This is a genomic window from Streptomyces sp. SAS_272, assembly GCF_052543235.1.
Window position 1 is genome coordinate 35,613 of record NZ_JBMNDR010000056.1, and the last position, 24,894, is coordinate 60,506.

Sequence of the window (24,894 nt, forward strand, 5' to 3'; positions counted from 1 at the left end):
TACCGGTTACTGGCCAGTCAGTAAAGTGGTGGACTACTGTCGCCCGGTAGACACCAATCTGTGTGACGCAGCGAACATCTCGTCGGACCCCCCTGTCGAAGAGGCCATACCGACGGGTAACGTCCGGGCAGTCCAGTCGTGCTCAGGTTTTCAACAACGGAGATTCCGGCCCCGGAGACTCCGCCGAGACATCTGAGCGCATGCCCGAGCCATGGACCGCATCGTCGCATCGCACAACGTCGTGGCGCCGGCGCCCTATGAGGAGCAGCAGTCTTGCGCGAGTTCAGCCTTCCGGCTTTGTACGAGGTCCCTGCGGACGGCAATCTGACCGACATCGTCCGCAGAAACGCCGCGCAGCACCCCGACGTCGCCGTCATCGCCCGCAAGGCGGGCGGCACGTGGCAGGACGTGACGGCCACGGCCTTCCTGGCCGAGGTGCACGCCGCCGCCAAGGGCCTCATCGCCTCCGGCGTCCAGCCCGGCGACCGGGTCGGCCTGATGTCGCGCACTCGCTACGAGTGGACGCTGCTCGACTTCGCCATCTGGTGCGCGGGCGGGGTCACGGTCCCGGTGTACGAGACCAGCTCGCCGGAGCAGGTGCAGTGGATCCTCTCCGACTCGGGCGCCACCGCCGTCGTCGTCGAGCTGGACGCCCACGCGGCGGCCGTGGAGTCGGTGCGCGACACGCTGCCCGCGCTGAAGCACGTCTGGCAGATCGAGGCCGGCGGCGTCGAGGAGCTCGGGCGGCTCGGCAGGGACGTCTCGGACGAGGCCGTCGAGGAGCGCAGCTCACTGGCCAAGGCCGACGACCCGGCGACCATCGTCTACACCTCCGGCACGACCGGCCGGCCCAAGGGCTGTGTGCTCACCCACCGCAGTTTCTTCGCCGAGTGCGGGAACGTCGTGGAGCGGCTGCGGCCGCTGTTCCGCACCGGCGAGTGCAGCGTCCTGCTCTTCCTGCCGCTCGCGCACGTCTTCGGCCGGCTGGTGCAGATCGCCCCCATGATGGCGCCGATCAAGCTGGGCACCGTCCCGGACATCAAGAACCTCACCGACGAGCTGGCGTCCTTCCGGCCGACGCTGATCCTCGGCGTGCCGCGGGTCTTCGAGAAGGTCTACAACTCGGCGCGCGCCAAGGCGCAGGCGGACGGCAAGGGCGCGATCTTCGACAAGGCCGCGGACACCGCGATCGCGTACAGCAGGGCGCTGGAGCTGCCGGCCGGCCCGCCGCTGAAACTGAAGATCAAGCACAAGGTCTTCGACAGGCTGGTCTACAGCAAGCTGCGCGCGGTGCTCGGGGGCAGGGGCGAGTACGCGATCTCCGGCGGCGCCCCGCTGGGCGAGCGCCTCGGTCACTTCTTCCGCGGCATCGGCTTCACCGTCCTGGAGGGCTACGGCCTCACGGAGTCCTGCGCGGCGACCGCCTTCAACCCGTGGGACCGGCAGAAGATCGGCACGGTCGGCCAGCCGCTGCCCGGCTCGGTCGTGCGGATCGCGGACGACGGCGAGGTGCTGCTGCACGGCGAGCACCTGTTCAAGGAGTACTGGAACAACCCGGGCGCCACCGCGGAGGCGCTGGCCGACGGCTGGTTCCACACGGGCGACATCGGCACCCTGGACGAGGACGGCTACCTCGCGATCACCGGACGCAAGAAGGAGATCATCGTCACCGCGGGCGGCAAGAACGTCGCGCCGGCCGTGATCGAGGACCGCATCCGGGCGCACGCGCTGGTCGCGGAGTGCATGGTGGTGGGCGACGGACGGCCGTTCGTGGGCGCGCTGGTCACCATCGACGAGGAGTTCCTGGGCCGTTGGGCCTCCGATCACGGCAAGCCGGCGGGCTCGACCGCGGCGTCGCTGCGCGATGACGCCGACCTTCAGGCCGCCGTCCAGTCGGCGATCGACGACGGCAACGCCGCGGTCTCGAAAGCGGAATCGGTGCGGAAGTTCCGCATTCTCTCCTCCCAGTTCACGGAGGACTCGGGCCATCTCACGCCGTCGCTGAAGCTCAAGCGCAACGTGGTGGCGAAGGACTACGCGGGCGAGATCGAGGCGATCTACGCCAAGTGAGCTGTTCGGCGCACCTCCTGACGGGGTGTCATGGCGCGGTGTCCTCCACGAGGACCCGCGCCATCGTGCGTTCGGCGAGCGCGGTGATGGTGACGAAGGGGTTCACCCCGATGTTGCCGGGCACCAGCGACCCGTCGGTGACGTACAGCTTCGAGTAGCCCTTCACCCGGCCGTAGTCGTCGGTCGCCTTCCCCAGCACGCAGCCGCCGAGCGGGTGGTAGGTGAAGTCGTCGGCGAAGACCTTGTTGGACGTGCCGAACAGGTCGTAGCGGTAGATCGTGGCGTTCGCCGCGTTGATCCGGTCGAACAGCTTCTTCGCCATGGCCACCGAGACCGCGCTCTGTGCGGCGCTCCATCCGAGCTTCACCCCGCCGGACGCGGCGTCGTACGTGAAGGAGGCCCGCTGCGGGTTCTTGGTGATCGCCAGATAGAGGCTGACCCAGTGTTCCAGCCCCGTGGGCAGCGGGGCGATCTCGGCGAAGACGGGGTTGGCGGTGTTCGCCCAGTCGTCGATGCCCATGACCGGCATGGTCGACTGGTTGGCGCCGACGGTGTCCCACAGGTGGTTGGCCCGGCCGAGCATCACGTTGCCGTTGGTGCCCCAGCCCGCCCCGACGCTCGCGTTCAGCGCGGGCAGCGTGCCCGTCTCCCGGGCGCGGACGAGGAGTTCGCTGGTGCCGAGGCTGCCGGCGCCGAGGAAGAGATAGGTGCAGCCGTACTGCTTGGTCTCGACGATCCGGCCCGAGTCGTCGATGCGGTCGGCGGTCAGGACGTACGTCCCGTCGTTCGCCCGGCTGACCGCGCGCACCTTCTCCATGGTGTGGATCGTGACGTTGCCGGTGCCGAGCGCGGACGCCAGGTACGTCTTGTCGAGGCTGCGCTTGCCGTGGTTGTTGCCGTAGATGACCTCCTGGCCGAGCGCGGACTTCACGGCGGTGCCCGCCGCCTCGCGCTGCATGTAGTCGAAGTCGTAGACGCTGGGCACGAACGTGGTCTTCAGTCCGGCTCTGGCCGCGTGTTTGCGGGAGACCCGGGTGAACCGGTACCACTCGGTCGACTCGAACCAGGCCGGGTCCACGGTGTTGACGCCGAGCATGGCGCGAGCGCGCGGGAAGTACGTCGCGTACATCTCCGCCGCGTCCACGGTGGGGAACTGCTCGGCGAAGTAGGACTGCAGCGGGGTGACCGCCATCGAGCCGTTGACCAGGGAGCCGCCGCCGACCCCCCGGCCCACGAAGACGGACATGTCGTCGAAGTGCACACGGTCCAGGACGCCGGGGTAGCGGGCGATGTCCTTGTTGACGAGGTCCAGCCACAGGAAGGTGGCGAGCGGAGCCTCGGTGCGGGTGCGGAACCACATGGACCGCTGGTCGGGGGAGGCGGTGTTGCAGAACACCTTGCCGTCGGCGCCGGCCGTGTTCCACAGCCGGCCCATCTCGAGGACGAGGGTGCGGATGCCGGCCTGGCCCAGACGGAGGGCGGCGACGGCGGCGCCGTAACCGGAGCCGACGATGATCGCCGGGGCGGATTCGACCGCAGCGGGCTCGTCGGCGCGGGCCGACTGCAGGCCCACGCGGGTGAAGCCGAGGGTGGCCGCCGTCTGCAGGGCGGCCATACCAAGGATTTGACGTCTCGTCAGCTGACGCTGCATCAGTTTGGCTGTCATGTGCGCAGCATCGGCGGATTGCCGCCGTCCGGCTAGGGGCGCGGAGGGCAAAGATGGGACAGGTCGGAAAAAACCGAGCAGAGACGGGCCGAAGCGAACGCTCCGGGACGGGTCCGCACGGCGGCGTCGCCGAGCGGGACTTCGCGGACGCGTCCTACGCCGGGTCCGCCAGGAGGGTCCGCAGCTTCTCCGCCAGCAGGTCCCAGCGCCACCGCTCCTCCACCCACTGCCGCCCGCGCTCCCCCATCCGGCGGCGCAGTTCGGCGTCCCCGAGCAGGACGACGATCCGTTCGGCGGCCTCGGCCGGCGAGCCGCCGCGCACCACCCAGCCCGTCTCCCCGTCGAGCACCGCGTCGGGCGCGCCCCCGGAGTCGCCGGCGACGACGGGCAGTCCGGTCGCCGAGGCCTCCAGATAGACGATCCCGAGGCCCTCGACGTCCAGGCCGCCCCGCCGCGTCCGGCACGGCATCGCGAAGACGTCCCCGGCGCCGTAGTGGGCGGGCAGCTCCGACCAGGGCACGGACCCCGTGAAGCGGACCGAGCCCGCGACCCCCCTCTCGCGCGCCAGACGGCGCAGGTCCTTCTCGTACGGGCCGCCCCCGACGATCAGCAGCACGGCGTCAGGCTGGGCGGCCAGGATCCGGGGCATGGCCGCGATCAGCGTGTCCTGGCCCTTGCGCGGCACCAACCGCGAGACGCACACCACCACCGGCCGGTCGGTCAGCCCGAGCCGCGCACGGACCTCGTCGCCGCCCGACCCCGGGTGAAAGGTCTTCTCGTCGACGCCCGGCGGCAGCTGTGTCATCCGCCCGGCCGCCTCGGCGCTCAGCGCCGTCGCGATCCGCGAGCGGGTGTACTCGCCCAGGTAGGTGATCGTGTCCGTGGCCTCGCCGATCCGGCCGAGCAGTTGCCGGGCGGCGGGCAACTGCGCCCATCCGGCCTCGTGCCCGTGGGTGGTGGCCACCAGCCGCTCGGCGCCCGCCCTGCGCAGCGCCGGCGCCATCAGCCCGAGCGGCGCGGCCGCCCCGAACCAGACCGAGGTGCAGCCGTGCTCCCGCAGCAGCCCGGCGGCGCGCCGGGTCGCCCCGGGCGTCGGCAGGAGCATCGTCGTGGAGGCCCGGACGACGGTGAAGGGCTGCTCGGCGTCGAAGGCGGCCGTCGCCTCGACGCCCTCGCGGGAGCGCTTCCAGGTCGACGCGTGGACGACGAGGCGGTCGGGGTCGAGGCGGAGCGCCATGTTGTGCAGGAACGCCTGGATGCCGCCCGGGCGGGGCGGGAAGTCGTTCGTCACGATCAAGGTCTTGTGCATCGCAGCCGACCCTATCCAAACGCTGTCCACCGCCGCGTCCGGCAGCGCTTCACAGCCTGCGGGGGGATCATGACGCTCACGGACGCCCGAGCGGACGGGCGAACAGGAACGGACGGCTCCCGGTGGAGATGACGGACGCGGGGCGGCCCCTGACGGGCCTGCTGACGACCTGGGGCACGACCCGGCTCCTCCTGCTGCTCTTCGTCTTCCAGGTCCTGGAGTTCCCCGGCCCGGACGTCACCAGCGACGTGTGGGCCACCTACCGGGACTGGTACGAGGTGCTGCGCGGCGGCGCGTTCCCGGCGTCCGACGTCACCTGGCAGTACCCGCCCGCCGCCGCCCTCGCCGTACTCTCCCCGGGCCTGCTGCCCTTCCTCGACTACGCGTCGGCGTTCTTCGTGCTGGCCTTCCTCGCCGACCTCGCCGTCCTCATGCTCCTGCTGCACACGGGCCTGCGCCCCGGCCGATCGCTGCGCGGCGCCTGGCTGTGGACGGCGGGCGCCGCACTGCTCGGCCCCACCCTGTACTCCCGCTACGACGTGATGGTGACGGCGGTAGCGGTGGGCGCGCTGGCGGCGGGCGTGCGGCGGCCGGCCGTGATGGGCGCGCTGACGGGCTTCGCGGCGCTGCTCAAGGCGTGGCCGGTGCTGCTGCTCGCGGGCGCCGTGCGCCGCCGGGCCTGGGGCGCGGCGGCGGTGACGGCCCTCGCGCTGTCCGCGCTGTTCGCGCTGGCCGTGCCCGGCGCCTTCGCCTTCCTCGCCTTCCAGCGCGACCGGGGCGCCGAGGTGGAGTCCGTGGGCGCTCTCGTCTTCCATGTCGCGCGGCGGTTCGGCTGGCCGGGCGAGGTGTCGTTCCGCTACGGCTCGCTGGAGTTCACCGGCCCGTACGTGAACGCGGTGAACGACGTGGCGCTGGGGCTCACGGCGCTCGCCTGCGGCTGGCTGCTGCTGTGGCGGCGGCGGTCCGCCGGGCGCCTTCGGCCGCACTCGCTCGCCGAGGCGGCCTTCACGGCGGTGCTGCTGTTCACCGTCACCAGCCGGGTGATCAGTCCGCAGTACCTGGTGTGGCTGATCGGCCTCGCGGCGGTCTGCGTGTGCTCCCGCGAAAGCCGGATGACCCTTCCGGCCGCCCTGGTCCTGGCCGCCGCGGCGGTGACGGTGCTGGAGTTCCCGGTCTGGTTCGAGGACGTCGTCGCGAGCACCCTGTTCGGCGTCGCCCTGATGGCCGTGCGCAACGGACTGCTGGCGGCCGCCGCCCTCACGGCCGCCGTACGCCTGTGGCGCTCGACGGCGCCTCCCCCCGCCCTCGCCGCCCCGGCCGGTCAGCCGGCCCGCACGGGCGAGCGCACCGTCTCCCCCTGACTCCGCCGCCACGCCCGCCGCAGCACCGCGCACTGCACCGCCATCGCGAGCGTCAGGGCCAGGCACACCCCGGGCAACCCCCGATCCGACAGCCCGTACGCCAGCGGCAGCTGGACGGCGGTGCCCAGCACGGTCACCCGCAGCAGCACGGATGCCCCGCCGCTCCCCTCGAAGACCCCGCCCAGCGCAATGAATACGCCCATGAGCAGGAGAAAGGGCCCGATGCAGCGCAGGAACAGCACGCCCTGATGGGCGACGGCGGGGCCGCAGCCGAAGGCGGCCATGACGAGGGGGGCCGTCGCGCTCAGCAGCAGGGCGGCGGTGAGGCCCACGCAGCCCGAGACGAGCGCCGCCTGTCGTCCGATCTCACGCCGCACGCCCGCACTCCCGGTCTCGCCCGGGTGCAGATTCCGCGATCCGGCCGCGCCCAGCGTGTGCGCGGTATGGATGGCCGCGGCCTGGCGGACCGCGTAGAACGCCATGGTCGCCACGTACAGGATCTTGTAGGCGATCGCGTAGGCGGCCACCGCGGTCACCCCGAGGCGCGCCACGACGGCCACCATGGCCAGCGTGCCGGCCTGCCGCACGGTGAAGTCCGCCGACATCGGCAGCCCGGTGCTCAGCGTCCGCCGCAGGGATGCGGAGACGCCGAGGGCGGGCGGAGTGCCGGCGGCCGCTCTCAGCAGGGCGTCGCGGCGCAGGGCGAGCAGCCCCGCCCCGAGGGCGACGCCCCGGCACAGCACGGTGGAGGCGGCTGCGCCGCCGACGCCGTAGAGGTGGATGAACAGCGGGTCGCAGAGCAGGATGAGGCCGTTCGCCAGCAGGGCCAGGCGCATCGGGGTCCTGGTGTCGCCCGCGCCCTTGAGGATGCCGTCGACGAGCTGCTGGGCGAAGAAGACGGCGATGCCCGGCATCGAGATCGCGAAGTACGAGACGGCGAGCGGGAGGGCGGGGCCGCCGTCCCCTCCGAGAACCAGCCGGGACAGCGGCTCGCGCAGCAGGAATCCGGCGGCGGCGACCGTGGGGGTGGCCGCCGCGCACAGCGCCCAGCCGCCCCGGACCGCCGCGCGGACCGCCGCCGGGTCCCGCGCTCCTCTGGCGTGCGCGACCAGCACCGTCGTGCCCGATGCGAACACCAGCGCGACGCCGAGCAGTACGTTCTCGACGTTGGTGGCGACCGCGACGGCGGCTACCGCGGGCCCGCCGAGGCGGGACACCCAGAGCGTGTTGATGATCCCGGCGGCCACGGAGGCGAGCAGCGAGAGGTAGACGGGGTGGGCGAGCGAGACGAGCTGTCTGCGATGGCTGTTCATGACGGATCCCCCTGGAGACGAGCCGCCCCGAGGGCGCGACCCGGACCGGCATACCTCTAAACGAGGTAGCTCGATTAGAGGTAACATGGTGGGCGTCGAGACCGCAAGGAGTCCCATGCTCGAGCTGTCGATCCTCGGTTTCCTCGCCGAGGAACCTCTGCACGGATACGAGTTGAAGGAGCGCATCAAGGCCCTGACCGGCCATGTCCGTCCGGTCAGCGACGGCGCGCTCTACCCGGCGATCAACCGGCTCGTCGCCGCCGGGATGCTCGACCAGCACACCGAGGGCGGCACGAGCGCGGCCCCCCGCCGGGTACTGACCCTCACCGAGCAGGGGCGCGCCGACCTGCTGGAACGCCTGCGCCGGCCGAAAGAGGCCGAGATCACCGACCAGGTCCGCTTCAACATGGTCCTGGCGTTCCTGCGACACCTGCCCGACCGCCGGGAGCAGGCCGCCGTCCTGCAGCGCCGTCTGGACTTCCTGCTGACGCCGACGAGCTTCTTCTACGCCGACGGCGAGCCCGTCCGGGCGGAGCAGGCGGACGACCTGTTCCGGCAGGGCATGCTCCGCGTCGCGCGGGCCACGGGCGAGGCGGAACGGGCCTGGCTGCACGAGGCGATCGGGGAACTGAGCCGCCAGGTCCCCGGGTGACGCCGGCCGTCCGCCGTGGTCGGGGCAGAGAGCCGGATCCTGTCGCAGGGCCCGCCGCCGTAGGCCCCGTTCTGACGTGGGTTCAGCCGAGCTGCGACTTCAGGTAGCCCTGCCAGTCCGACGTGAACTCCGCCAGGGTGACGCCGAGCGTGCTGCGCAGCGCGCTCTCCACCGCCCCCGGCCGCTTCCCGTGCTCCCCCACCGCCCGGTAGAAGGCGTCCAGCCTCACCTCTCCCCACCGGTCGGCGACCATGCGGCAGGCCAGCCAGCCGCCCTCGTAGGCGGTGGCCAGCCGGTCGCTGTCGCCGGTGAAGCCGAAGTCGCCGTCGGCGGGCAGCGCCGTCGGCACGTTCCCCTCGGTGACGGCGCGCTGGAGTTCCGGTGCGACCTCGGCGGGCGTGCGGCCGGTGTCGCGGTAGCCGACCCAGTCGGCGTACCCCTCGGACAGCCACAACGGGGTCGCGGCGTCGGTGTGGGCGCGGGTCGCGACGTGCGTCGTCTCATGGGTGAGGACCACCTGCCGCCCGACCCGGCCGAGCATGGCGTACGCGTCGGGGTTGACGATGACCCGGTCCGCGGGCGCCTTGGCCCCGCCGCCCGTCTCGCCGGTCGTGACCGCGGCTATCCCCCGGTAGGAGGAGGACGGTGAGCCGAGCAGCGCCGCCATGCCGTCCAGCGACTTCGGCACGAGCACGACGACGTGCCCCGCCCAGTCGGTGCCCCACGCGGCCGAGACCGCGGGGACGGCGTCGTCGGCCAGCTTGGCGAAGGCCCGCAGCCGCTCGTCGGTCTGCCCCACCCCCAGCACCAGGCTGTGGGCGCCCCGTACGACGCGCACCGCGCCCTGGTCCCAGAGCTGCTGGGCGGCCTTCCCGGCGGGCTTCTCCGACGCCACCGACCACCGCCCGGAGCCGTCGCGGGCCAGGCGCAGGGTGCGGGCCACCGTCACCGGCGCCCGGTCGTAGCCCGCCACCCGGTAGCTGAGCTCGGCTTCGGCGGTGGCGGCGTCCCCGGCGCGGTGCAGCGCCGTCACCCGGTACGACCAGCCCGCCAGCGGCACGGCCCGCAGCGCGGCGTACCCGGTCGCGGTCCCGGTGGCCGCGTAGGCGTGCTCGTCATGGCCGAGGACCGCGGCGGCCCGCCGGTCGAGGACCCGCTGGACGTCGGCCCGCGCACGGTCCGGTCCGGCGCGCCCGCCGCAGGCGACCAACCCGACGAACAACGGGGCCAGCAGCAGGCAGAGCCCGCGCACCCCGGCGCCGCGCGCCCGCCTTCGACCAGCCATCCTCCCGATCGTACGGCGGCAGCGGCGCGCGGGACCCGGTCAGGGCCTGGTGACGGACGACACCGGCATCATCCCGACCGGGTCGTAGCGCACCGGCGCGCCCGGGTAGGGAGCGTGGATGACCTGTCCGTTGCCCACGTACATGCCGACATGACTGGCGTCGGAGCGGTAGGTGACGATGTCGCCGGGCTGTGCCTGGGAGAGCGGCACCCGCCGTCCGGCGTGCGCCTGGGCCTGCGAGGTGCGCGGCAGGGAGACCCCGGCCTGCGCGTACGACCACTGCATGAGGCCCGAGCAGTCGAAGCCCGAGGGGCCGTTGGCGCCCCAGATGTACGGCTTGCCGAGCGCGGAGCGCACGGCGGCCACGGCGGCGCCCGCCCGGCCCGACGCCGGGACGGCGCCCGTGAGGTCCGGCAGGCCGTCGCGGCCGGACCGGGAGGCCCGGTCGTAGGCGGCGCGTTCGTCGGACGGCAGCGAGTCGAGCAGCTGCCGGGCCCTGGCGAGTTTCTGTTCCACGGCCTGCTTGTGACGCGTGACGGCCTTGCGGCTCTTCTCCAGCTCCGCGAGCTTGCGGGCGGCCTCCGAGCGCTCCTGGGCGAGTTCGCGCAGCGCGCTCTGCAGGGTGCGCAGTTCGCCGGCCTGGCGGGCGGTGACGCGGTCGAGGACGGACGCCTTGGCGAGATACTCCTCGGGGTCGTCGGAGAACAGCAGCGCCAGCGAGGGGTCGAGGCCTCCGGAGCGGTACTGGGCGCCCGCCAGCGAGCCGAGCTCGTCGCGCATGTCGTTGACGCGCGCCTGCTGGCGGGCGATGTGGTCCTGGGCCAGGCCGACCTGCTCCCGCAGGCCGTCGGCGCGCTCGCCGGCCTCGTTGAAGGCCTCGGTGGCCTTCTCGGCCTCCTCGTAGAGACGGTCCACCTCGGCACGGGTGTCGTCGTGCGGCGCGGCCGTGGCCGGTACGGCGGAGACGGCGCCGAGTGCGGCGGCCGCTACGGACAGCACGCTCAGGGCGCTGCACGCGCCCCGGTCGAACCCGGACTGTGCAAGGCGACGATGGGACCCCACGGGAAGCCGCGCTCCTTCCACCGGCGGACAGAACGCGGCAGACAGTAGCCCCGCGACAGGGGGTCGGCCAAAGACCTCGGCGGGCACGCACAGTGACGCCCCGCCGCTGACGCAGGTCACCGGCGGGGCGTGGGGTCACTTCTCGTCGCCACGATTCGCCCGTTCGGGCGGCGTGGTGTCCCGATCTTGAGGACGGTCAGATCCGGACGCCGAACTGGAACGGCATGTTGTTGATCGACTCGTAGCGCACGACGGTGTTGGTGCGCGGGGCGTGCAGCACCTGGCCGTTGCCCGCGTACAGGCCGACGTGGTGCTGGTCGCCGTAGAAGATGACCAGGTCGCCGACCTTGAGGTCGGCCTTGCTGTAGATGCGCGTGCCGTCGTTGGCCTGGTCCTGCGAGGTGCGCGAGATGTGGACGCCCGCCTGGGCGTAGGCCCAGGAGGTCAGGCCCGAGCAGTCGTACGTGGCGGTGCCGGTGGCGCCGTACTGGTACGGCTTGCCGAGCTGGGTCTGGGCGGCCTGGAAGGCGGCCATGGCGCGGCCGGAGCCGGCCGGGGCGTCGCCGAGGTCGACCCGCTCGCCGGCGTCGCGGCTGGCGCGGGCGTCGGCGGCGGAGAGGGACGCCTTCTCCTTGGCCGTCAGCGAGTTGAGCAGCTTCTGCGCCTCGGCCAGCTTCCCCTGGACTTCCTTCTTCTTCTTGCCCAGCTCGGTGCGGGTGGTGGCGAGGTCCTTGAGCTTGGTGGACGCCTCGCTGCGCTCCTGCGCGAGCTCGCGCTGCTTCTCCTGGATCTTCTTCAGCGCCTCGACCTGCTGGGCGCTGAGCTGGTCGGCGGCGGACGCCTTGTCCAGGTAGTCGTCCGGGTTCGAGGAGAGGAGCAGCTGCAGGGAGGGGTCGATGGAGCCGGTGCGGTACTGGGCCGCGGCCGCCAGGCCCATGGAGTCACGCAGCTCGTTGAGGTCTGCCTGACCGCGGGCGACGTTGTCCTGGATGGTGGAGATCTCCTTCTGGAGCTTCTCCTGCTTCTCCTTGGCCCCGTTGTACGTCTCGGTGGCCTGCTCCGCCTCTTCGTAGAGCTTGTCGACCTTGCTCTTGACCTCGTCCTTGCTGAGCTTCTCGCTGGGCGCCGCGTTGGCGGCCTGGGAGCTCAGCACGACGGCAGCGGCGGCTGCGGTGGTCAGCACGGTCACGCGCGCGCGACTCGGCTGCTTCGGTCGACGATGGGACGCCACGGAGACGGGCTCCTTCTTTTGAGTGATCACCCGTTTGGAGGTTCGATCACCAGACCTTAGTGACCTTCCCGTGATCAGTTCAAATCCCCCGGCAGAAAAAACCCATCACGCAACGCAGTTTTTTCACACAACTCACGTGCAGTGATTGACCGATTGACGCTACGTTGCGTGACGATTCCGCCAATTCGGTCATTGAGCCCGCAACTTCGACCTTCAGGACAGTCGCTTCAGAAGCACCGCGGAAGCCACCGGTCGGGCGCCCGCCTTGGCGATCCCGTCGGCCACCTCGCGGTCGGTCGAGGCGACGATGACCGGCCGGCCGGGCGGCTCCGCCCGCACCAGCTGCCGGATCAGCTCGTCGGCCGTGACCCCCGGCTTGGAGAACAGCACCCGCACCCCGCGCGGCGGCGCGAGCAGCACCGGAGCGACCAGTTCGGCGCCGTCGAAGACACAGGTGACCTCGGCGCCGGTCTGCGCGGCGAGTTGCGAGAGCTGGCCGAGGAGCCGCAGCCGCTGCTTCTCCAACGGCATCTGCGGATAGCCGGTCTTGGTGACGTTGTAGCCGTCGACCACGAGATGCGCCTGCGGCAGTGCGAGCAACTGGTCGAGAATGGCCGGATCGTGCTCCGACAGTGCCCGTGCGGCGATGTCCTTCGGCGTCATTCGTCCCGGTTCGACCGCGTCGACGGTCTCCGCCGGCCGCACCGACACCGGCGGCAGCGCCAGTTCGCGCCGCAGCCCCTGGGCCGCGTCGAGCACCGTGTCCAGCAGCAGCCGCACCCGCATGTCCTCGACGCTGCGCCCCTCACGGGCGGCGCGCCGGGCGGCTTCCAGAGCCGCCTCGACCTCCCCCAGGCGCGCCTTCAGCCGCCGTGACTCGCTCTCCGCGGCGGACACCTGGGTGTGCCCCTCGGCGCGCACCGTCTCCATCTCGCTCTGCACCTTGCGCAGGGCCGCCTCGCCGCGCTTGACGTCACTGAGGGCCGACCGCAGCTTGCGGTGCAGCGACTCCGTCTCCTTCTTCGCCGCGTCCAGCTCGGCGCGCAGCCGCTCGGTGTCCGACCGGGTCTGCTCCCGCGCCCGCTCGAGCTCCTCGCGCAGCCGCTCCAGTTCGGCACGGCTCTCCTCGTCGGCCCGCTCGGCGTCGGCCCGCAGGGCCTCCTCGCCGGCCGACGTCACCAGCTTCACCCAGCCGACGGGCCGCAGAACGTAGGCCGCGGCCGCCACGTCGAGCGGGTCCACGGCCGGGGTGGGCGAGCCGGAGTCGAGAGCGCCGGACAGTTCCGGCTGGGCCTCTCTGAACTTCTCGGCGATGCGCTGTCTGAACAGCGGATCGGTCTCCAGCGCGGCCGCCATCGCGTTGCCCGCGAACTTGGCGCGCCGGTTCGGCGCGAAACGGGCGTACTGGCGCAACTGGGCGGGCAGTTCGCCGACGGTCAGTCCGCCGAAGCCGTCGGAGACGATCGTGACGACCCTGCGCCGCACGCCGTCCGGCAGCGGACGGTCGAGCATCTCGGCGGCGCCGTCGCCCGGCCCCCCGCCTGCGCTCTCCACCATCCGTCACACCCCAATACTGTGCGGGCCCTCCCCCGCCTCGACTTCACTCGAGCGGAGGGACCCCGTCGTCAGGAACCGGCGCCCGGCCGATCCACGAGTTCCACCTGGTCCACGGCGTTGCACCAGCGACACCGCACCGACTCGATGGTCTCACTGACCACCTCGCGCTCCTCGACCTTCGGCTCGCCCGCGAGGTCCAGGTGCACGTACTCGACGACCTTCGACGAGCGCGTCACGTCGAACCGCGTGAGGTTGCCGCAGAGAGTGCAGCGCCACCGCGTGGCGGCGGTCGGCAGGGGAACCGTCATCGTGACTTTCCACTTCCTTCTGGTGTCGTGCTCGCTGTGCCGGGTCGGGCCGGAGGCTCCCCCGTGCGTGTGGCTCGTAACCCTACGGCCTGGCGGGTACCCGCCGCCCGTCCGTCCACGGCGGCCGGGCGGCGGCGAGGCGCTCCGGGCGCGTGCGTCCCGTTACGTCATGCTCTGTACCCATGATCAGCAACTGGAACGGGACGGTCGGCAGAGCGATCAGGAACCCGTCGGCGCCGGTGACCTACGGACTGATCGCCCTGTGCTGCCTGATCTTCCTGATCAGCCCCGCCTCGGGCCTCGATCCGGCGTACGGGGCCGGCGACGAGCTGGTGGCCGCCCAGCGGGCCTACTTCCGGCGCTGGGGCGTGGTGCCCGCGGAGCTCTTCGAGGGCGCGCCCCGGGCCGTCCTCACCCCCGCGACCGCCCTCTTCGTCCACGGCAGCTGGGTGCACCTGCTGGGCAACATGCTCTTCCTCTACGTCTTCGGGGCGATGTCCGAGGACCGGATGGGCCGCGTCGAGTTCGCGCTCTTCACCGTCGGCTGCGGCTATCTGGCCCTGCTGGGCTACGCCGCCGCCAACGCCGGGTCGTCGCAGTCCCTGGTCGGCGCCTCCGGGGCGATCTCCGCGGTGCTCGGCGCCTTTTTGTTCCTGTTCCCCCGGGCACGGGTCACCAGCCTCCTTCCGTTCCTGTTCTTCCTGCCGCTGCGTTTCCCGGCGTGGGTCGTGCTGCCCTTCTGGGCGGCCGTGCAGTGGATGGCGGCGGGGCAGGCGCCGCGGGGCCCGGGGGTGGCGTATCTGGCGCACCTGGTGGGCTTCGGCCTGGGGCTCCTCTACGCGTGGGCCCGTTTCGGGATCAGGAAGGGTCCGCCGGGCCGCCCGGGAAGGGCGGCGGCGGGCGACAGGCGGGCGGCTAGAGTGAAGGCCGCCCCAGCTCCGGCCTCCGAGGGAGAGAACCAGCCGTGATCACCGCGATCGTCCTCATCAAGACCAGCGTGGACCGGATCCCCGAGATCGCCGAGCGGATCGCCTCTCTGGAGTCCGTGAGCGAGGTGTTCTCCGTGACGGGGACCTACGACCTCATCGCGATGGTCCGGGTGAAGCAGCACGAGGACCTCGCCGAGGTCATCCCCGGCAGCATCAGCAAGATCCCCGGGGTCGAGGGGACGGACACCCACGTCGCGTTCCGCACGTACTCGCAGCACGACCTCGAGGCGGCGTTCGCCATCGGCCTGGACTCCTAGGGGTTCGCTCCGCGGGTCGGCGGGTCGGTCGCGCGGTTCCCCGCGCCCCTGGGGGTTTCCCCGCCCGGGACGCGGAGGCGCCGTGCGCTCGGCGAGGTCAGTCCACTGCCGGGACGCAGCGGCCGTCCTCCGTGCGGTACCGCCACTTCGCGCCCTCGCTCACCAGCTCGCGGACCGCGGTCACGAAGCGTTCGACGTGCTCGTCGGGGGTGCCCGCGCCGAAGCTCACCCGGATGGCGTTGAGGGACTTCTCGCCCGGAGCCGCGTCGGGGGCGCCGCACTCGCCCTGCGCCTCGGGGGCGCCGCCCAGGAGGGTGCGGACCAGCGGGTGGGCGCAGAAGAGGCCGTCGCGGACGCCGATGCCGTACTCGGCGGACAGGGCCGCGGCGAAGTGGGAGCTGTTCCAGCCCTCGACGACGAAGGAGATCACGCCGACGCGCGGGGCGTCGTCGCCGAAGAGGGACAGGATCCGGACCTCCGGGACCTCCGCGAGGCCGGTGCGCACCTTCTCGATCAGGTGCCGCTCGCGTGCGACCAGGGCGTCGAAGCCGGCCTCGGTGAGGGCCTTGCAGGCGGACGCGATGGAGTAGGCGCCGATCACGTTCGGGGAGCCGGCCTCGTGGCGGGCCGCGCTCTCGTGCCACTCCACGTCCACGCCCCCGTCCTCGCGCCGGGTGACCTTGCGGCTCGCGCCGCCGCCCGCGAGGTAAGGGTCCGCCGCGACCAGCCAGTCCGCGCGGCCGGCCAGCACGCCGGAGCCGAAGGGGGCGTACAGCTTGTGGCCGGAGAACGCGATCCAGTCGACGTCGAGGTCCTGGACCGACACCGGGTGGTGCGGGGCCAGCTGGGCGGCGTCCAGGACGATCCGGGCGCCGTGGGCGTGCGCCGCCGCCGCGAGCTCGCGCACCGGCCACAGCTCACCGGTGACGTTCGAGGCGCCGGTGACGCAGACCAGCGCCGGGCCGTGCGGGTCCCGGGCGGCGAGGGCCCGCTCCAGGGTCTCCACGGCCTGGCCAGGGGTGCGCGGGGCGTCGAGGCAGGAGACCCGGGCGTCCTGCCAGGGCAGCAGCGAGGCGTGGTGCTCGGTCTCGAAGACGAAGACCTGGCAGTCGGCGGGCAGGGCGCGGGCCAGCAGGTTGAGGGAGTCCGTCGTCGAGCGGGTGAAGACCAGCTGGTCGTCGGGGCGGCAGTCGAGGAACTCGGCGACGGTCCTGCGGGCGTTCTCGAACAGGTCCGTGGAGAGCTGGGAGAGGTAGCCGGCGCCGCGGTGCACGCTGCCGTAGTACGGGGCGTAGGCGGCGACGTCGTCCCAGACGCGCTGGAGGGCGGGGGCGCTGGCCGCGTAGTCGAGGGCCGCGTAGGCGACCTCGCCGCCGGTGACGAGCGGAACGGTGACATCCCGGCCCAGAACGTCCAGCGGGTCACAAAGGGGGCGGGCGACGGCGGCGGTGGAGACGGACATGGCGAACTCCCGTGAGAGGAAAGGGGGAACCGCCGTGCGAGCGGACATGGCTCGAGCACGGAGGAAGACGAAAGGGGTGTGCGGAGGCGGGGCTCTACGCCCTATCGCATTCGCTTGCTCACAGGAGACTCCCTCGGACGACCCAGGACCCCTGGCGTTCTCACTCGAAAGAGTGCGAGGGATCCGCGCTTGCCGTGGACCTCGTTGCCCACGGCCTGGTCTTCACCCGGGGCACCCCGCCACGGACGGAGGGTTGCCGGACAGTCAGCCGGGGCCTCATGACTGTCACTCATGACCTAGTACAGGAATCTACGCGAGCCGATCACGGTCCCGCAACCCGTGTCCGGATGGCGGGACCGCGTCTCACGGACGTCAGGCGTTGCTGGCCGCCACCCAGCGCTCCAGCGCCCGCTTGGCCGCACCGGAGTCGAGCGACTCCGCGGCCCGCGCCATGCCGGCCCGGATCTCCTCGGCCAGCGTCCCGCCGCCCGGCTCGAGCGCCACGAGCGCCGCCGCCGAGTTCAGCACGACGGCGTCGCGCACCGGGCCGCGCTCGCCCTCCAGCAGACGGCGGGCGACCTCGGCGTTGTACGAGGGGTCCCCGCCCCGCAGGGCCTCCACCGGCACCAGGTCGAGGCCGACGTCCCGCGGGTCGAAGGTCTCCTCGGTGACCTTGCCGTCGCGCACCACCCACACCCGGGAGGTGGCCGTCGTGGTCAGCTCGTCGAGGCCGTCGTCGCCCCGGAAGACCAGGGACGAGTTGCCGCGTGCGGCGAAGACGCCCGCGACGACCGGCGCCATGAGCGGATCGGCGACGCCGACGGCCTGGGCCCGCACCTTGGCGGGGTTGGTCAGCGGGCCGAGGACGTTGAACACCGTGCGGATGCCCAACTGGCCGCGCGCCGCGCCGACATGACGCAGCGCCGGATGGAACTTGATCGCGAAGCAGAAGGTGATCCCGGCCTCCTGCGCCACCTCGGCCACCCGGCGCGGGGTCAGCTCCAGGTTGACGCCGAGCTTCTCCAGCACGTCCGAGGCGCCGGACGCGGAGGACGCGGCCCGGTTGCCGTGCTTGACGACCGTGGCGCCCGCACCGGCCACGACGATCGCCGACATCGTGGAGATGTTGACCGTCTTCGCGCCGTCGCCGCCCGTGCCGACGATGTCGACGGTCGGCCCCGGCACCTCGATCAGGTTGGCGTGCTCGTACATCGCCCGGACCAGACCGTTGATCTCCTCGACGGTCTCGCCCTTGGCCCGCAGCGCCACCACGAACCCGGCGATCTGCGCGTCGGTGGCCTCGCCGCGCATGATCCGGTCCAGCGCCCAGAACGTGGCGTCCGCGCCCTGGTCGTGGCCGTACAGCAGACCGTTCAGCACCTCGGGCCAGGAACGGCCCGCCGCGGTGTCGCCTCCAGCGGGGGTCACAGCGCTCATCAGCCGCTCCTGGGTGTCGTACGGATCTTCCGTGGGTGCCGTGGAAGACGTGTGTGCCCACCCTATCCAGCCGACGGGCACGGCAAAGGGCCCCGTCCGACAACCGGACGGGGCCCTTTCACCGTGGCGTGGCGACGCCTCGACGATCAGTGGTGGCCGTGGCCGCTCGTGATCTCCTTGTACTCCTCGACGGTGGGCTTCGGGATCTGCTGGTCCTCGCCGAAGTACGCTCCGCTGATCTTGGCGCGGAGCTTCTCCTTGCCCGTCACCTTGCGCTCGACGCCGTTGTCGTCGACCGTGGCGCCGATCGCGGCCGGCTCGTACTGCTCGTGCGCCGTGAGCGTGTGCAGCTGCTCCTGGCTGAGCGGCTCGTGGATCTCGATGAACTCACCGTGCGGCAGGCGCTTGATGGTGCCGGTCTCCCGGCCGTGCAGCACCTTGTCCTTGTCGCGGCGCTGCAGACCGAGGCAGATCCGCTTGGTGAGGATGTACGCGATGACCGGTCCGACGAAGAAGAAGATCCGGACGAACCAGGTGATCGCGTTGATCGACAGGTGGAAGTGGGTGGCCCACAGGTCGTTGCCACCGCCGACCAGCGTGATCATGTACATCGTGACCCAGGCGACGCCGAGCGCCGTACGGGTCGGCGCGTTGCGCGGGCGGTCCAGGATGTGGTGCTCGCGCTTGTCGCCGGTGATCCAGGACTCGATGAACGGGTAGAGCGCGAGCGCCGCGAGGACCACGCCGAACAGGACCAGCGGGATGAACACGCCCAGGACGAGCGTGTGACCCCAGAGGTTGATCTCCCAGCCCGGCATGAAGCGGATCAGGCCCTCGGCGAAGCCCATGTACCAGTCGGGCTGGGCGCCGGTCGACACCTGGTCCGGACGGTAGGGGCCCATCGCCCAGATCGGGTTGATCTGCGCGATCGCCGCGATGACCGCGATGACGCCGAAGACCAGGAAGAAGAAGCCTCCGGCCTTGGCCATGTACACGGGCAGCAGCGGCATGCCGACGACGTTCTTGTTGCTCTTGCCGGGGCCCGCGAACTGCGTGTGCTTGTGGTAGAAGACCAGGATCAGGTGGCCCACCACCAGGCCCAGCATGATGCCGGGCAGCAGCAGGATGTGGATCGAGTAGAACCGCGCCACGAAGTCGTGGCCGGGGAACTCGCCGCCGAAGAGGAAGAACGAGATGTACGTGCCGACGACCGGCATCGACAGGATCGCGCCCTGGGTGAAGCGCACACCGGTGCCGGAGAGCAGGTCGTCCGGGAGCGAGTAACCGGTGAAACCGGTGAACATGCCGAGGACGAACAGCAGGAAGCCGAACAGCCAGTTGACCTCACGCGGCTTGCGGAACGCACCCGTGAAGAACACGCGCATCATGTGCACGAACATGCCGGCGAGGAAGATCAGCGCCGCCCAGTGGTGGATCTGCCGGATGAGCAGACCGCCGCGCACGTCGAACGAGATGTGCAGGGTCGAGCTGAACGCCTCGGACATCAGCTGTCCCTGGAGCGGGACGTAGCTGCCGTGGTACTCCACCTCGTTCATCGAAGGGTGGAAGAACAGCGTCAGGTACACACCCGTCAGGATGATGATGATGAAGCTGTACAGGCACACTTCGCCCAGCATGAACGACCAGTGGTCGGGGAAGATCTTGCGCATGTTGGCCTTGGCGAGGGAGTAGATCCCGAGCCGGCCGTCGGCCCAGTCGGCGACCCGCTCGCCGGCCGGAGCCTTCCCGCGTGCGCGGGACTCGTTGCTCTCGTGGTTCTCTGTGGTGCTCATCCGCGCTCCCAGAAAGCAGGACCGACGGGCTCCTCGAAGTCGCCGCGCGCCTCGAGGTAGCCCTCGTCGTTCACGCCGATGCGCAGCTGCGGCAGGGCGTGACCGGCGGGACCGAAGATCACTCGGGCGCCGTCGGAGAGGTCGAAGGTGGACTGGTGGCAGGGGCACAGCACGTGGTGCGTCTGCTGCTCGTACAGGGAGATCGGGCAACCGACGTGGGTGCAGATCTTCGAGTACGCCACGATGCCGTCGTGCGACCACTCGAGTTCGCGCTTGTCCTTGATGTTCTCCGGCTGGAGCCGGACGATCATCAGGGCCGCCTTGGCGATCTCGTTCTGGAAGTCCTCGTCGTGCTCCTCCAGGCCCTCGGGCTTGGCGAAGGTGAGAGAACCGACCGCGACGTCCGAAGGACGCAGCGGCTCGTTCGTGTTCATGTTGACGAGCAGCTTGCCCTTGGCCCACAGCGTGTGACGGAGCTTGTCCTCGGGCAGCGGGCCGAGGTCGCGCAGCAGCACGACGCCGGAGAGCGGCACCAGGGCGACCGCGCCGAACAGCGTGTTGCGGATCAGCTTGCGGCGGCCGAACGCGGACTCCTTGGCGCCCTGCCGGAAGTCCGCGTGGACCTTGGCGCGGACCTCGGGGCTCGCGGCGATCGGGTGCCGCTCGTCGGCGACCTCGACGTCCGACATCAGGGTGCGGGCCCAGTGGACCGCGCCGGCGCCGATGGTGAACAGCGCCGTGCCCAGCGTCAGACCCAGCGCGAAGTTCAGCGCGCTGAGGTGGCCGATCGGGAACACGAAGATCGACTTGTCGGCCGGGATCGCCACGTACGAGGCGATGAAGCCGACCGTGGCGAGCATCGACAGCGTGAACAGGAAGGCGACCGCACGCTCGGACCGCTTGGCGGCCCGCTCGTCGATGTCCTGGACGCGGTGCTCGTGGGGCGGCAGCCCCGGGTCCGCGAACGGGTTCTGCTCGTCCGCGACGTCCACCGCGCCGTGCGCGTGGCCCTGCTCTACGGGCAGGTTCTCTTCTGGAATGTCTTGGCTACTCATGACTTCTTGGCCTTTGCGGTCCGAGCGGCGACCCAGACGGCGACCGCGATCAGGGCGCCGAGTCCGAAGATCCAGGCGAACAGACCCTCGCTGACCGGCCCGAGGCCGCCCAGCTCCAGACCACCGGGGTTGTCGGTGTCGCTGCTGTTGACCGCGTGCAGGTACGCGATGATGTCCTTCTTGTTCTGCTCCGACAGGGTGGTGTCGGGGAAGGAGGGCATGTTCTGCGGGCCGGTCTGCATCGCCTCGTAGACGTGCTTCGGGTCCACGTCCTCGAGGGTCGGAGCGAACTTGCCCTTCGTCAGGGCGCCGCCCTTTCCGGTGAAGTTGTGGCACTGCGCGCAGTTGGTGCGGAACAGGTCGCCGCCCTTGGCGATGTCCGCGCCCTCCGGGCCGTACTCGGCCTCGGTCGGGACGGTCGGGCCGGAGCCCAGCGAGGCGATGTACGCGGCGAGCTGGTCGATCTCGGCCTGCGAGTAGATGTTCTTCTTCTTCACCACCTGCGGGCCCTGGGAGGTCGCCGCCGGCATGCGGCCGGTGCCGACCTGGAAGTCGACGGCCGCGGCGCCCACGCCGACCAGGCTCGGACCGTCGGAGCTGCCCTGACCGCCGGTGCCGTGGCAGCTGGCGCAGCCGACGGCATAGAGCTTCTTGCCCTCGTCGATGGCGAGGGACTGGGCGGTGTCGTCTGCCTGCGCCTTGCTCGCGGGCGCGAGCGCGGAGAACAGCCACCCTGTGCATGCCAGCGATAGGACTAGGACGACGAGCGCCGCCAGCGGATGGCGTCGTCGTGCGGAGAGCTTTTTCACGGATTACCCCGGTGTCAGGATCTTCTGCGTCGATGCTTGTGGAGGTGCGGGAGCGGGCCCGGCTACTTGATCAGGTAGATCGTGGCGAAGAGGCCGATCCAGACGACATCGACGAAGTGCCAGTAGTAGGACACGACGATGGCCGCGGTCGCCTGCTCGTGGGTGAACCTCTTGGCCGCGTAGGTGCGCCCGAGGACGAACAGGAAGGCGATGAGGCCGCCCGTCACGTGCATACCGTGGAAGCCGGTGGTCAGGTAGAACACCGAGCCGTACGGGTCGGAGGAGAGCGAGAGCCCGTCCTTCTTCACCAACTCCGTGTACTCGTAGATCTGACCGCCGATGAAGATCGCACCCATGATGAAGGTGACGATGAACCACATTCTGAGCTTCTTCACGTCACCGCGCTCGGCGGCGAAGACGCCGAGCTGGCAGGTGAGCGAGGAGAGCACCAGGATCGTGGTGTTGGTGGCCGAGAACGGGAGGTTCAGTGCCTCGGCCATCTCCTTCCAGTGATCAGGACCCGTCACCGATCGCAGGGTGAAGTACATCGCGAAGAGGGCCGCGAAGAACATCAGCTCGGAGCTCAGCCAGATGATGGTTCCGACGCTGGTGAGGTTCGGCCGATTGACCGACGGGTGCGCGTGCCCGGTTTCTACTGTCGTTGCTGTCGCCACGACCGACATTATGTCGGTCCCTTATCCCGCCCTCACTCCGGGGGGTGCCGTTCGGAGTGATCGCCCCGTGTGTACTGCCCGGATGGCCCATCGAAGTGGTGTTCCAGGCGGTGTGGACGAGGTGGGTGAGGGAGTAGCATCCGCGGCATCGGTTCTGTCCGTACGACGCTGATGTCACGGAGGAAGCATGCAGGCGACCGCCACGGTGCTGGTCTACAGCGACGACGCCAACACGCGGGAGCAGGTGCGGCTCGCGACCGGGCGCAGGCCCGCGCCGGACGCCCCTGTGGTGGAGTTCGTGGAGTGCGCGACGGCGCCGGCGGTGCTGCGGGAGCTCGAGAAGGGCGGCATCGACGTCGTCGTCCTCGACGGGGAGACCGCCCCCATGGGCGGCATGGGTCTGTGCCGTCAGCTCAAGGACGAGGTCTTCCGGTGTCCGCCGGTGCTGCTGCTCATCGGGCGGCCCCAGGACGCGTGGCTCGCGACCTGGAGCCGGGCGGACGCGGCTGTGACGCTGCCCGTGGAGCCCGTGGAGTTCGCGGGGGCGCTCGCGGCCCTGCTGCGGACGAAGGGCCTTCAGCAGAGCGCGTAGCGGTTCAGGGGGCGGGACGCGGTTCGTCGTCGCCCCCGCACCCGCGCGTGGGTCAGACCGCCGCCGGACTCAGGCGTGCCGTCCCCTGCTGCGTCTTCTGCTTGGCGCCCGTCAGCGCGCTCCCCTTGGTCCATTTGGCCCAGTCCAGGTTCCAGTCGCCGAAGCCGTTGCCGAACGTCTCCATGGTCTCGCCGTTGCTGTTGACGACCTGGACGACGTCGCCCTGGCGGATGTTGTCGAAGAACCACTCGGCGTTGGCCGTGCTCATGCCGGTGCAGCCGTGGCTGACGTTCGCGTATCCCTGGGAGCCCACCGACCAGGGGGCGGCGTGGACGTACTCGCCGCTCCAGGTGACGCGCGTGGCGTAGTAGACGGGCAGGTCGTACGAGTCCGCGGAGCCCTCGGCGATGCCGACGGTGGTCCCGCGCATACGTACGTAGTACTCCTTGCCCAGGACGACCTTGACGCCGTTGCGGGTGTCGAAGCCGGGCTTGCCGGTGGTGACGGGGATCTGCTTGATCTCCTGGTTGTTCTTGGACACCGTCATGGAGTGCGTCGACGCGTCCGTCACGGCGATGACCCGGTCGCCGGTGGTGAGTCTGAGCTCCTTCACGGGGCCGCCCCACAGCCGGTCGCTGATCTTGATGCCGTCCAGGTTGCTGTGGGCGCGGACGGTGGCGTGGGCGGGCCAGTACTCCTTGGGCCGGTAGTGGAGCTCCTTGTCGTCCACCCAGTGCCAGCCGCCCTGGGCGAAGGGCGTGGAGTCGACCTTCAGCCCCCGTTCGACGACGGCCCGCTGTGCGGGGTCCTTGACCGGCTGGTCGAGTTTGGCGACGACGGGCTGGCCGACGCCGTACTCGCCGGCCTCGGGCCCGAACTGCACCGCCAGCCGCTTCTTGACGGTGGGCTTTCCGGTGTCGAAGGACAGGACCCGGCGGCCGGGCGCCCCGTCGTCGTCCTCGGTGCTCACCCGGACCGTGTAGTGGGCGCCGGCGGCCAGGGGTTCGGTGCTGTGCCAGCGGCTGCCGTCGGCGGAGAGTCGGCCCGCCACGTAGCGGCCTGTGGAGTCGACGGCGGTGACGTCCGTGATGCGGTCGTCGTCGTCGGCGGTGACCTCGAGAGGCTTGTCCGGGTCGGCCTTCCTGCCGTCGCCGTCGGGGGCGTTGAAGGAGATCTGGTCCGTCGCGTCGTAGGGGCGCGCGGAGAGCGGGTTGCCGTCGGAGCCGCAGGCGCTTGCGACCGCGCCCAGGGCGATCACCAGCAGGGTGCAGCCGACGACGGTGCGGGGGCGTGGTTGGTGGCTCATGACTTCACGCTAGGGAGCCGCCCCCGCGGCGGCGCGCTGAGTGACACGGACGGAGCACGCCCGCTACGGCAAAAGCGTGAGCCCGGACGCTCCTGACGGAGTGTCCGGGCTCTCGCCGCGTTCAGCGCGTGTTACTGGGTGCGGTTCTCACCGCGGTAGTACTCGAAGACCCAGCCCCAGAGACCGATCATGATCATCGGGACGGAGAAGTAGAGCAGCCACCAGCCGACCGCGACACCGAGGAAGGCCAGGGCGCCGCCGATGGCGAGCGACAGCGGCTGCCAGCTGTGCGGGCTGAAGAAGCCCAGCTCGCCGGCGTCGTCCGCGACGTCCGCCTCCTTGTTGTCCTGTGCGCCCGCGTCGACCCGCCGGGCGGTGAAGCCCAGGTAGAAGCCGATCATGATGCACAGGCCGAAGGCCAGGAAGAGCGCCGTGGTGCCGGCCGGCTCCTTCGACCACACGCCATAGACGACCGCCATGGCGAGGACGAAGACGCTCAGCCAGACGAACATCTTGCCCTGGATCTTCACTTGCCGGCCTCCTTGCTGCCCGCGATGGCGCTGGCGCCGTGGCCGCTGTGCTCCAGCTGCTCGAGCGCGGCGATCTCCGGGTGGTGCAGGTCGAACGCCGGGGATTCGCTGCGGATCCGCGGCAGGGTGAGGAAGTTGTGGCGCGGCGGCGGGCAGGAGGTGGCCCACTCCAGGGA

At 71.0% G+C, this 24,894-nt stretch carries 22 protein-coding genes, 1 pseudogene and 1 riboswitch; of the genes and pseudogenes, 6 read left to right on the top strand and 17 right to left on the bottom strand.

Translation table 11 applies throughout. The annotated features are described in order from the left end of the window. Window positions 1–273: 273 nt before the first annotated feature. Window positions 274–2,070, top strand: a complete 1,797-nt coding sequence (locus tag ACN6LD_RS27735) for an AMP-dependent synthetase/ligase (protein ID WP_319187771.1) — start codon at window positions 274–276, stop codon at window positions 2,068–2,070. A 28-nt stretch (window positions 2,071–2,098) separates the two neighbouring features. Here ACN6LD_RS27735 and ACN6LD_RS27740 read toward each other — a convergent pair whose 3' ends face one another. Continuing rightward, window positions 2,099–3,736: a GMC oxidoreductase gene (locus tag ACN6LD_RS27740; protein WP_445044628.1), complete on the bottom strand. Its 1,638-nt coding sequence runs from the start codon at window positions 3,734–3,736 to the stop codon at window positions 2,099–2,101. Window positions 3,737–3,890: 154 nt separating this feature from the next. Beyond that, window positions 3,891–5,045, bottom strand: coding sequence for a glycosyltransferase family 4 protein (locus tag ACN6LD_RS27745; RefSeq protein WP_319187773.1), 1,155 nt, complete (start codon window positions 5,043–5,045; stop codon window positions 3,891–3,893). A 122-nt stretch (window positions 5,046–5,167) separates the two neighbouring features. On the opposite strand from ACN6LD_RS27745, the gene ACN6LD_RS27750 reads away from it, so the two are divergent. Then, window positions 5,168–6,406 carry a glycosyltransferase 87 family protein gene (locus ACN6LD_RS27750; RefSeq protein ID WP_445044629.1) on the top strand — a complete coding sequence of 413 codons (1,239 nt, stop codon included), beginning with the start codon at window positions 5,168–5,170 and terminating at the stop codon, window positions 6,404–6,406. Here the strand turns inward: ACN6LD_RS27750 and ACN6LD_RS27755 are convergent. Further along, window positions 6,367–7,719, bottom strand: a complete 1,353-nt coding sequence (locus ACN6LD_RS27755) for an MATE family efflux transporter (RefSeq protein WP_445044630.1) — start codon at window positions 7,717–7,719, stop codon at window positions 6,367–6,369. The two genes, ACN6LD_RS27750 and ACN6LD_RS27755, sit on opposite strands and share 40 nt — an antisense overlap. A 115-nt stretch (window positions 7,720–7,834) precedes the next feature. Here ACN6LD_RS27755 and ACN6LD_RS27760 point away from each other — a divergent pair, with 115 nt between their 5' ends. Continuing rightward, on the top strand, window positions 7,835–8,371 hold the full coding sequence (locus ACN6LD_RS27760; RefSeq protein WP_319187777.1) for a PadR family transcriptional regulator: 537 nt from the start codon (window positions 7,835–7,837) through the stop codon (window positions 8,369–8,371). 82 nt (window positions 8,372–8,453) lie between these two features. On the opposite strand, the gene ACN6LD_RS27765 is transcribed toward ACN6LD_RS27760, so the two are convergent. From ACN6LD_RS27765 to ACN6LD_RS27785, 5 genes are all read right to left on the bottom strand, one after another. Further along, on the bottom strand, window positions 8,454–9,656 hold the full coding sequence (locus ACN6LD_RS27765; RefSeq protein WP_445044631.1) for a hypothetical protein: 1,203 nt from the start codon (window positions 9,654–9,656) through the stop codon (window positions 8,454–8,456). Between the two features lie 39 nt (window positions 9,657–9,695). Beyond that, window positions 9,696–10,718, bottom strand: a complete 1,023-nt coding sequence (locus ACN6LD_RS27770; protein WP_319187781.1) for a C40 family peptidase — start codon at window positions 10,716–10,718, stop codon at window positions 9,696–9,698. Between the two features lie 196 nt (window positions 10,719–10,914). Further along, window positions 10,915–11,949, bottom strand: a complete 1,035-nt coding sequence (locus ACN6LD_RS27775; protein ID WP_319187782.1) for a C40 family peptidase — start codon at window positions 11,947–11,949, stop codon at window positions 10,915–10,917. A gap of 213 nt (window positions 11,950–12,162) precedes the next feature. After that, the gene (locus ACN6LD_RS27780; RefSeq protein ID WP_319187784.1) at window positions 12,163–13,506 is read right to left on the bottom strand and encodes an NYN domain-containing protein; all 1,344 of its coding nucleotides are present in this window, start codon (window positions 13,504–13,506) and stop codon (window positions 12,163–12,165) included. 68 nt (window positions 13,507–13,574) lie between these two features. Further along, entirely contained in the window at window positions 13,575–13,814 is a 240-nt protein-coding gene (locus tag ACN6LD_RS27785) for a hypothetical protein (protein WP_020129990.1), read from the bottom strand. Between the two features lie 182 nt (window positions 13,815–13,996). Between ACN6LD_RS27785 and ACN6LD_RS27790 the strand changes: the two genes are divergently transcribed. Both ACN6LD_RS27790 and ACN6LD_RS27795 read left to right on the top strand, forming a co-directional pair. After that, window positions 13,997–14,782 carry a rhomboid family intramembrane serine protease gene (locus tag ACN6LD_RS27790; protein ID WP_445044632.1) on the top strand — a complete coding sequence of 262 codons (786 nt, stop codon included), beginning with the start codon at window positions 13,997–13,999 and terminating at the stop codon, window positions 14,780–14,782. Continuing rightward, window positions 14,779–15,060 carry an Lrp/AsnC family transcriptional regulator gene (locus ACN6LD_RS27795; RefSeq protein ID WP_057579946.1) on the top strand — a complete coding sequence of 94 codons (282 nt, stop codon included), beginning with the start codon at window positions 14,779–14,781 and terminating at the stop codon, window positions 15,058–15,060. The genes ACN6LD_RS27790 and ACN6LD_RS27795 overlap by 4 nt, the downstream gene beginning before the upstream one ends. Before the next feature lie 97 nt (window positions 15,061–15,157). Here the strand turns inward: ACN6LD_RS27795 and ACN6LD_RS27800 are convergent, their stop codons facing one another. The 6 genes from ACN6LD_RS27800 to ctaE form a co-directional block, all read right to left on the bottom strand. Continuing rightward, window positions 15,158–16,522 carry an aminotransferase class V-fold PLP-dependent enzyme gene (locus ACN6LD_RS27800; RefSeq protein WP_445044633.1) on the bottom strand — a complete coding sequence of 455 codons (1,365 nt, stop codon included), beginning with the start codon at window positions 16,520–16,522 and terminating at the stop codon, window positions 15,158–15,160. Between the two features lie 180 nt (window positions 16,523–16,702). Beyond that, window positions 16,703–16,819: riboswitch (SAM riboswitch) on the bottom strand. A gap of 75 nt (window positions 16,820–16,894) precedes the next feature. Next, window positions 16,895–17,959, bottom strand: a complete 1,065-nt coding sequence (trpD, locus tag ACN6LD_RS27805) for an anthranilate phosphoribosyltransferase (protein WP_319187791.1) — start codon at window positions 17,957–17,959, stop codon at window positions 16,895–16,897. Window positions 17,960–18,105: 146 nt separating this feature from the next. Further along, a complete protein-coding gene (gene qcrB, locus ACN6LD_RS27810; RefSeq protein ID WP_319187793.1) occupies window positions 18,106–19,752 on the bottom strand; it encodes a cytochrome bc1 complex cytochrome b subunit in 1,647 nt (548 codons plus the stop codon). Continuing rightward, complete coding sequence (gene qcrA, locus ACN6LD_RS27815; protein WP_057579933.1) at window positions 19,749–20,807, bottom strand: cytochrome bc1 complex Rieske iron-sulfur subunit; 1,059 nt, start codon at window positions 20,805–20,807, stop codon at window positions 19,749–19,751. The genes qcrB and qcrA overlap by 4 nt, the downstream gene beginning before the upstream one ends. Beyond that, the gene (qcrC, locus tag ACN6LD_RS27820; RefSeq protein WP_319187795.1) at window positions 20,804–21,616 is read right to left on the bottom strand and encodes a cytochrome bc1 complex diheme cytochrome c subunit; all 813 of its coding nucleotides are present in this window, start codon (window positions 21,614–21,616) and stop codon (window positions 20,804–20,806) included. Before qcrC ends, qcrA begins: the two co-directional genes overlap by 4 nt. 62 nt (window positions 21,617–21,678) lie before the next feature. After that, complete coding sequence (gene ctaE, locus ACN6LD_RS27825) at window positions 21,679–22,299, bottom strand: aa3-type cytochrome oxidase subunit III (protein ID WP_057579930.1); 621 nt, start codon at window positions 22,297–22,299, stop codon at window positions 21,679–21,681. 178 nt (window positions 22,300–22,477) lie between these two features. On the opposite strand from ctaE, the gene ACN6LD_RS27830 reads away from it, so the two are divergent. Continuing rightward, complete coding sequence (locus ACN6LD_RS27830) at window positions 22,478–22,882, top strand: response regulator (protein WP_266727309.1); 405 nt, start codon at window positions 22,478–22,480, stop codon at window positions 22,880–22,882. Window positions 22,883–22,934: 52 nt separating this feature from the next. Here ACN6LD_RS27830 and ACN6LD_RS27835 read toward each other — a convergent pair whose 3' ends face one another. From ACN6LD_RS27835 to ACN6LD_RS27845, 3 genes and pseudogenes are all read right to left on the bottom strand, one after another. Then, window positions 22,935–24,188, bottom strand: a complete 1,254-nt coding sequence (locus tag ACN6LD_RS27835; protein ID WP_319187798.1) for a L,D-transpeptidase — start codon at window positions 24,186–24,188, stop codon at window positions 22,935–22,937. Window positions 24,189–24,319: 131 nt separating this feature from the next. Further along, the gene (locus ACN6LD_RS27840; protein ID WP_266727305.1) at window positions 24,320–24,718 is read right to left on the bottom strand and encodes a cytochrome c oxidase subunit 4; all 399 of its coding nucleotides are present in this window, start codon (window positions 24,716–24,718) and stop codon (window positions 24,320–24,322) included. Then, window positions 24,715–24,894, bottom strand: a pseudogene (locus tag ACN6LD_RS27845) (cytochrome ubiquinol oxidase subunit I); the annotation flags it as partial. The gene ACN6LD_RS27840 and the pseudogene ACN6LD_RS27845, both read right to left, overlap by 4 nt.

Coding starts and splice junctions, on each gene's coding strand:
- ACN6LD_RS27740 (WP_445044628.1), bottom strand. CDS start 3,736: ATGACAGCCAAACTGATGCAGCGTCAGCTGACGAGACGTCAAATCCTT.
- ACN6LD_RS27745 (WP_319187773.1), bottom strand. CDS start 5,045: ATGCACAAGACCTTGATCGTGACGAACGACTTCCCGCCCCGCCCGGGC.
- ACN6LD_RS27755 (WP_445044630.1), bottom strand. CDS start 7,719: ATGAACAGCCATCGCAGACAGCTCGTCTCGCTCGCCCACCCCGTCTAC.
- ACN6LD_RS27760 (WP_319187777.1), top strand. CDS start 7,835: ATGCTCGAGCTGTCGATCCTCGGTTTCCTCGCCGAGGAACCTCTGCAC.
- ACN6LD_RS27765 (WP_445044631.1), bottom strand. CDS start 9,656: ATGGCTGGTCGAAGGCGGGCGCGCGGCGCCGGGGTGCGCGGGCTCTGC.
- ACN6LD_RS27780 (WP_319187784.1), bottom strand. CDS start 13,506: ATGGTGGAGAGCGCAGGCGGGGGGCCGGGCGACGGCGCCGCCGAGATG.
- ACN6LD_RS27785 (WP_020129990.1), bottom strand. CDS start 13,814: ATGACGGTTCCCCTGCCGACCGCCGCCACGCGGTGGCGCTGCACTCTC.
- ACN6LD_RS27790 (WP_445044632.1), top strand. CDS start 13,997: ATGATCAGCAACTGGAACGGGACGGTCGGCAGAGCGATCAGGAACCCG.
- ACN6LD_RS27800 (WP_445044633.1), bottom strand. CDS start 16,522: ATGTCCGTCTCCACCGCCGCCGTCGCCCGCCCCCTTTGTGACCCGCTG.
- trpD (WP_319187791.1), bottom strand. CDS start 17,959: ATGAGCGCTGTGACCCCCGCTGGAGGCGACACCGCGGCGGGCCGTTCC.
- qcrB (WP_319187793.1), bottom strand. CDS start 19,752: ATGAGCACCACAGAGAACCACGAGAGCAACGAGTCCCGCGCACGCGGG.
- qcrA (WP_057579933.1), bottom strand. CDS start 20,807: ATGAGTAGCCAAGACATTCCAGAAGAGAACCTGCCCGTAGAGCAGGGC.
- ctaE (WP_057579930.1), bottom strand. CDS start 22,299: ATGTCGGTCGTGGCGACAGCAACGACAGTAGAAACCGGGCACGCGCAC.
- ACN6LD_RS27830 (WP_266727309.1), top strand. CDS start 22,478: ATGCAGGCGACCGCCACGGTGCTGGTCTACAGCGACGACGCCAACACG.
- ACN6LD_RS27835 (WP_319187798.1), bottom strand. CDS start 24,188: ATGAGCCACCAACCACGCCCCCGCACCGTCGTCGGCTGCACCCTGCTG.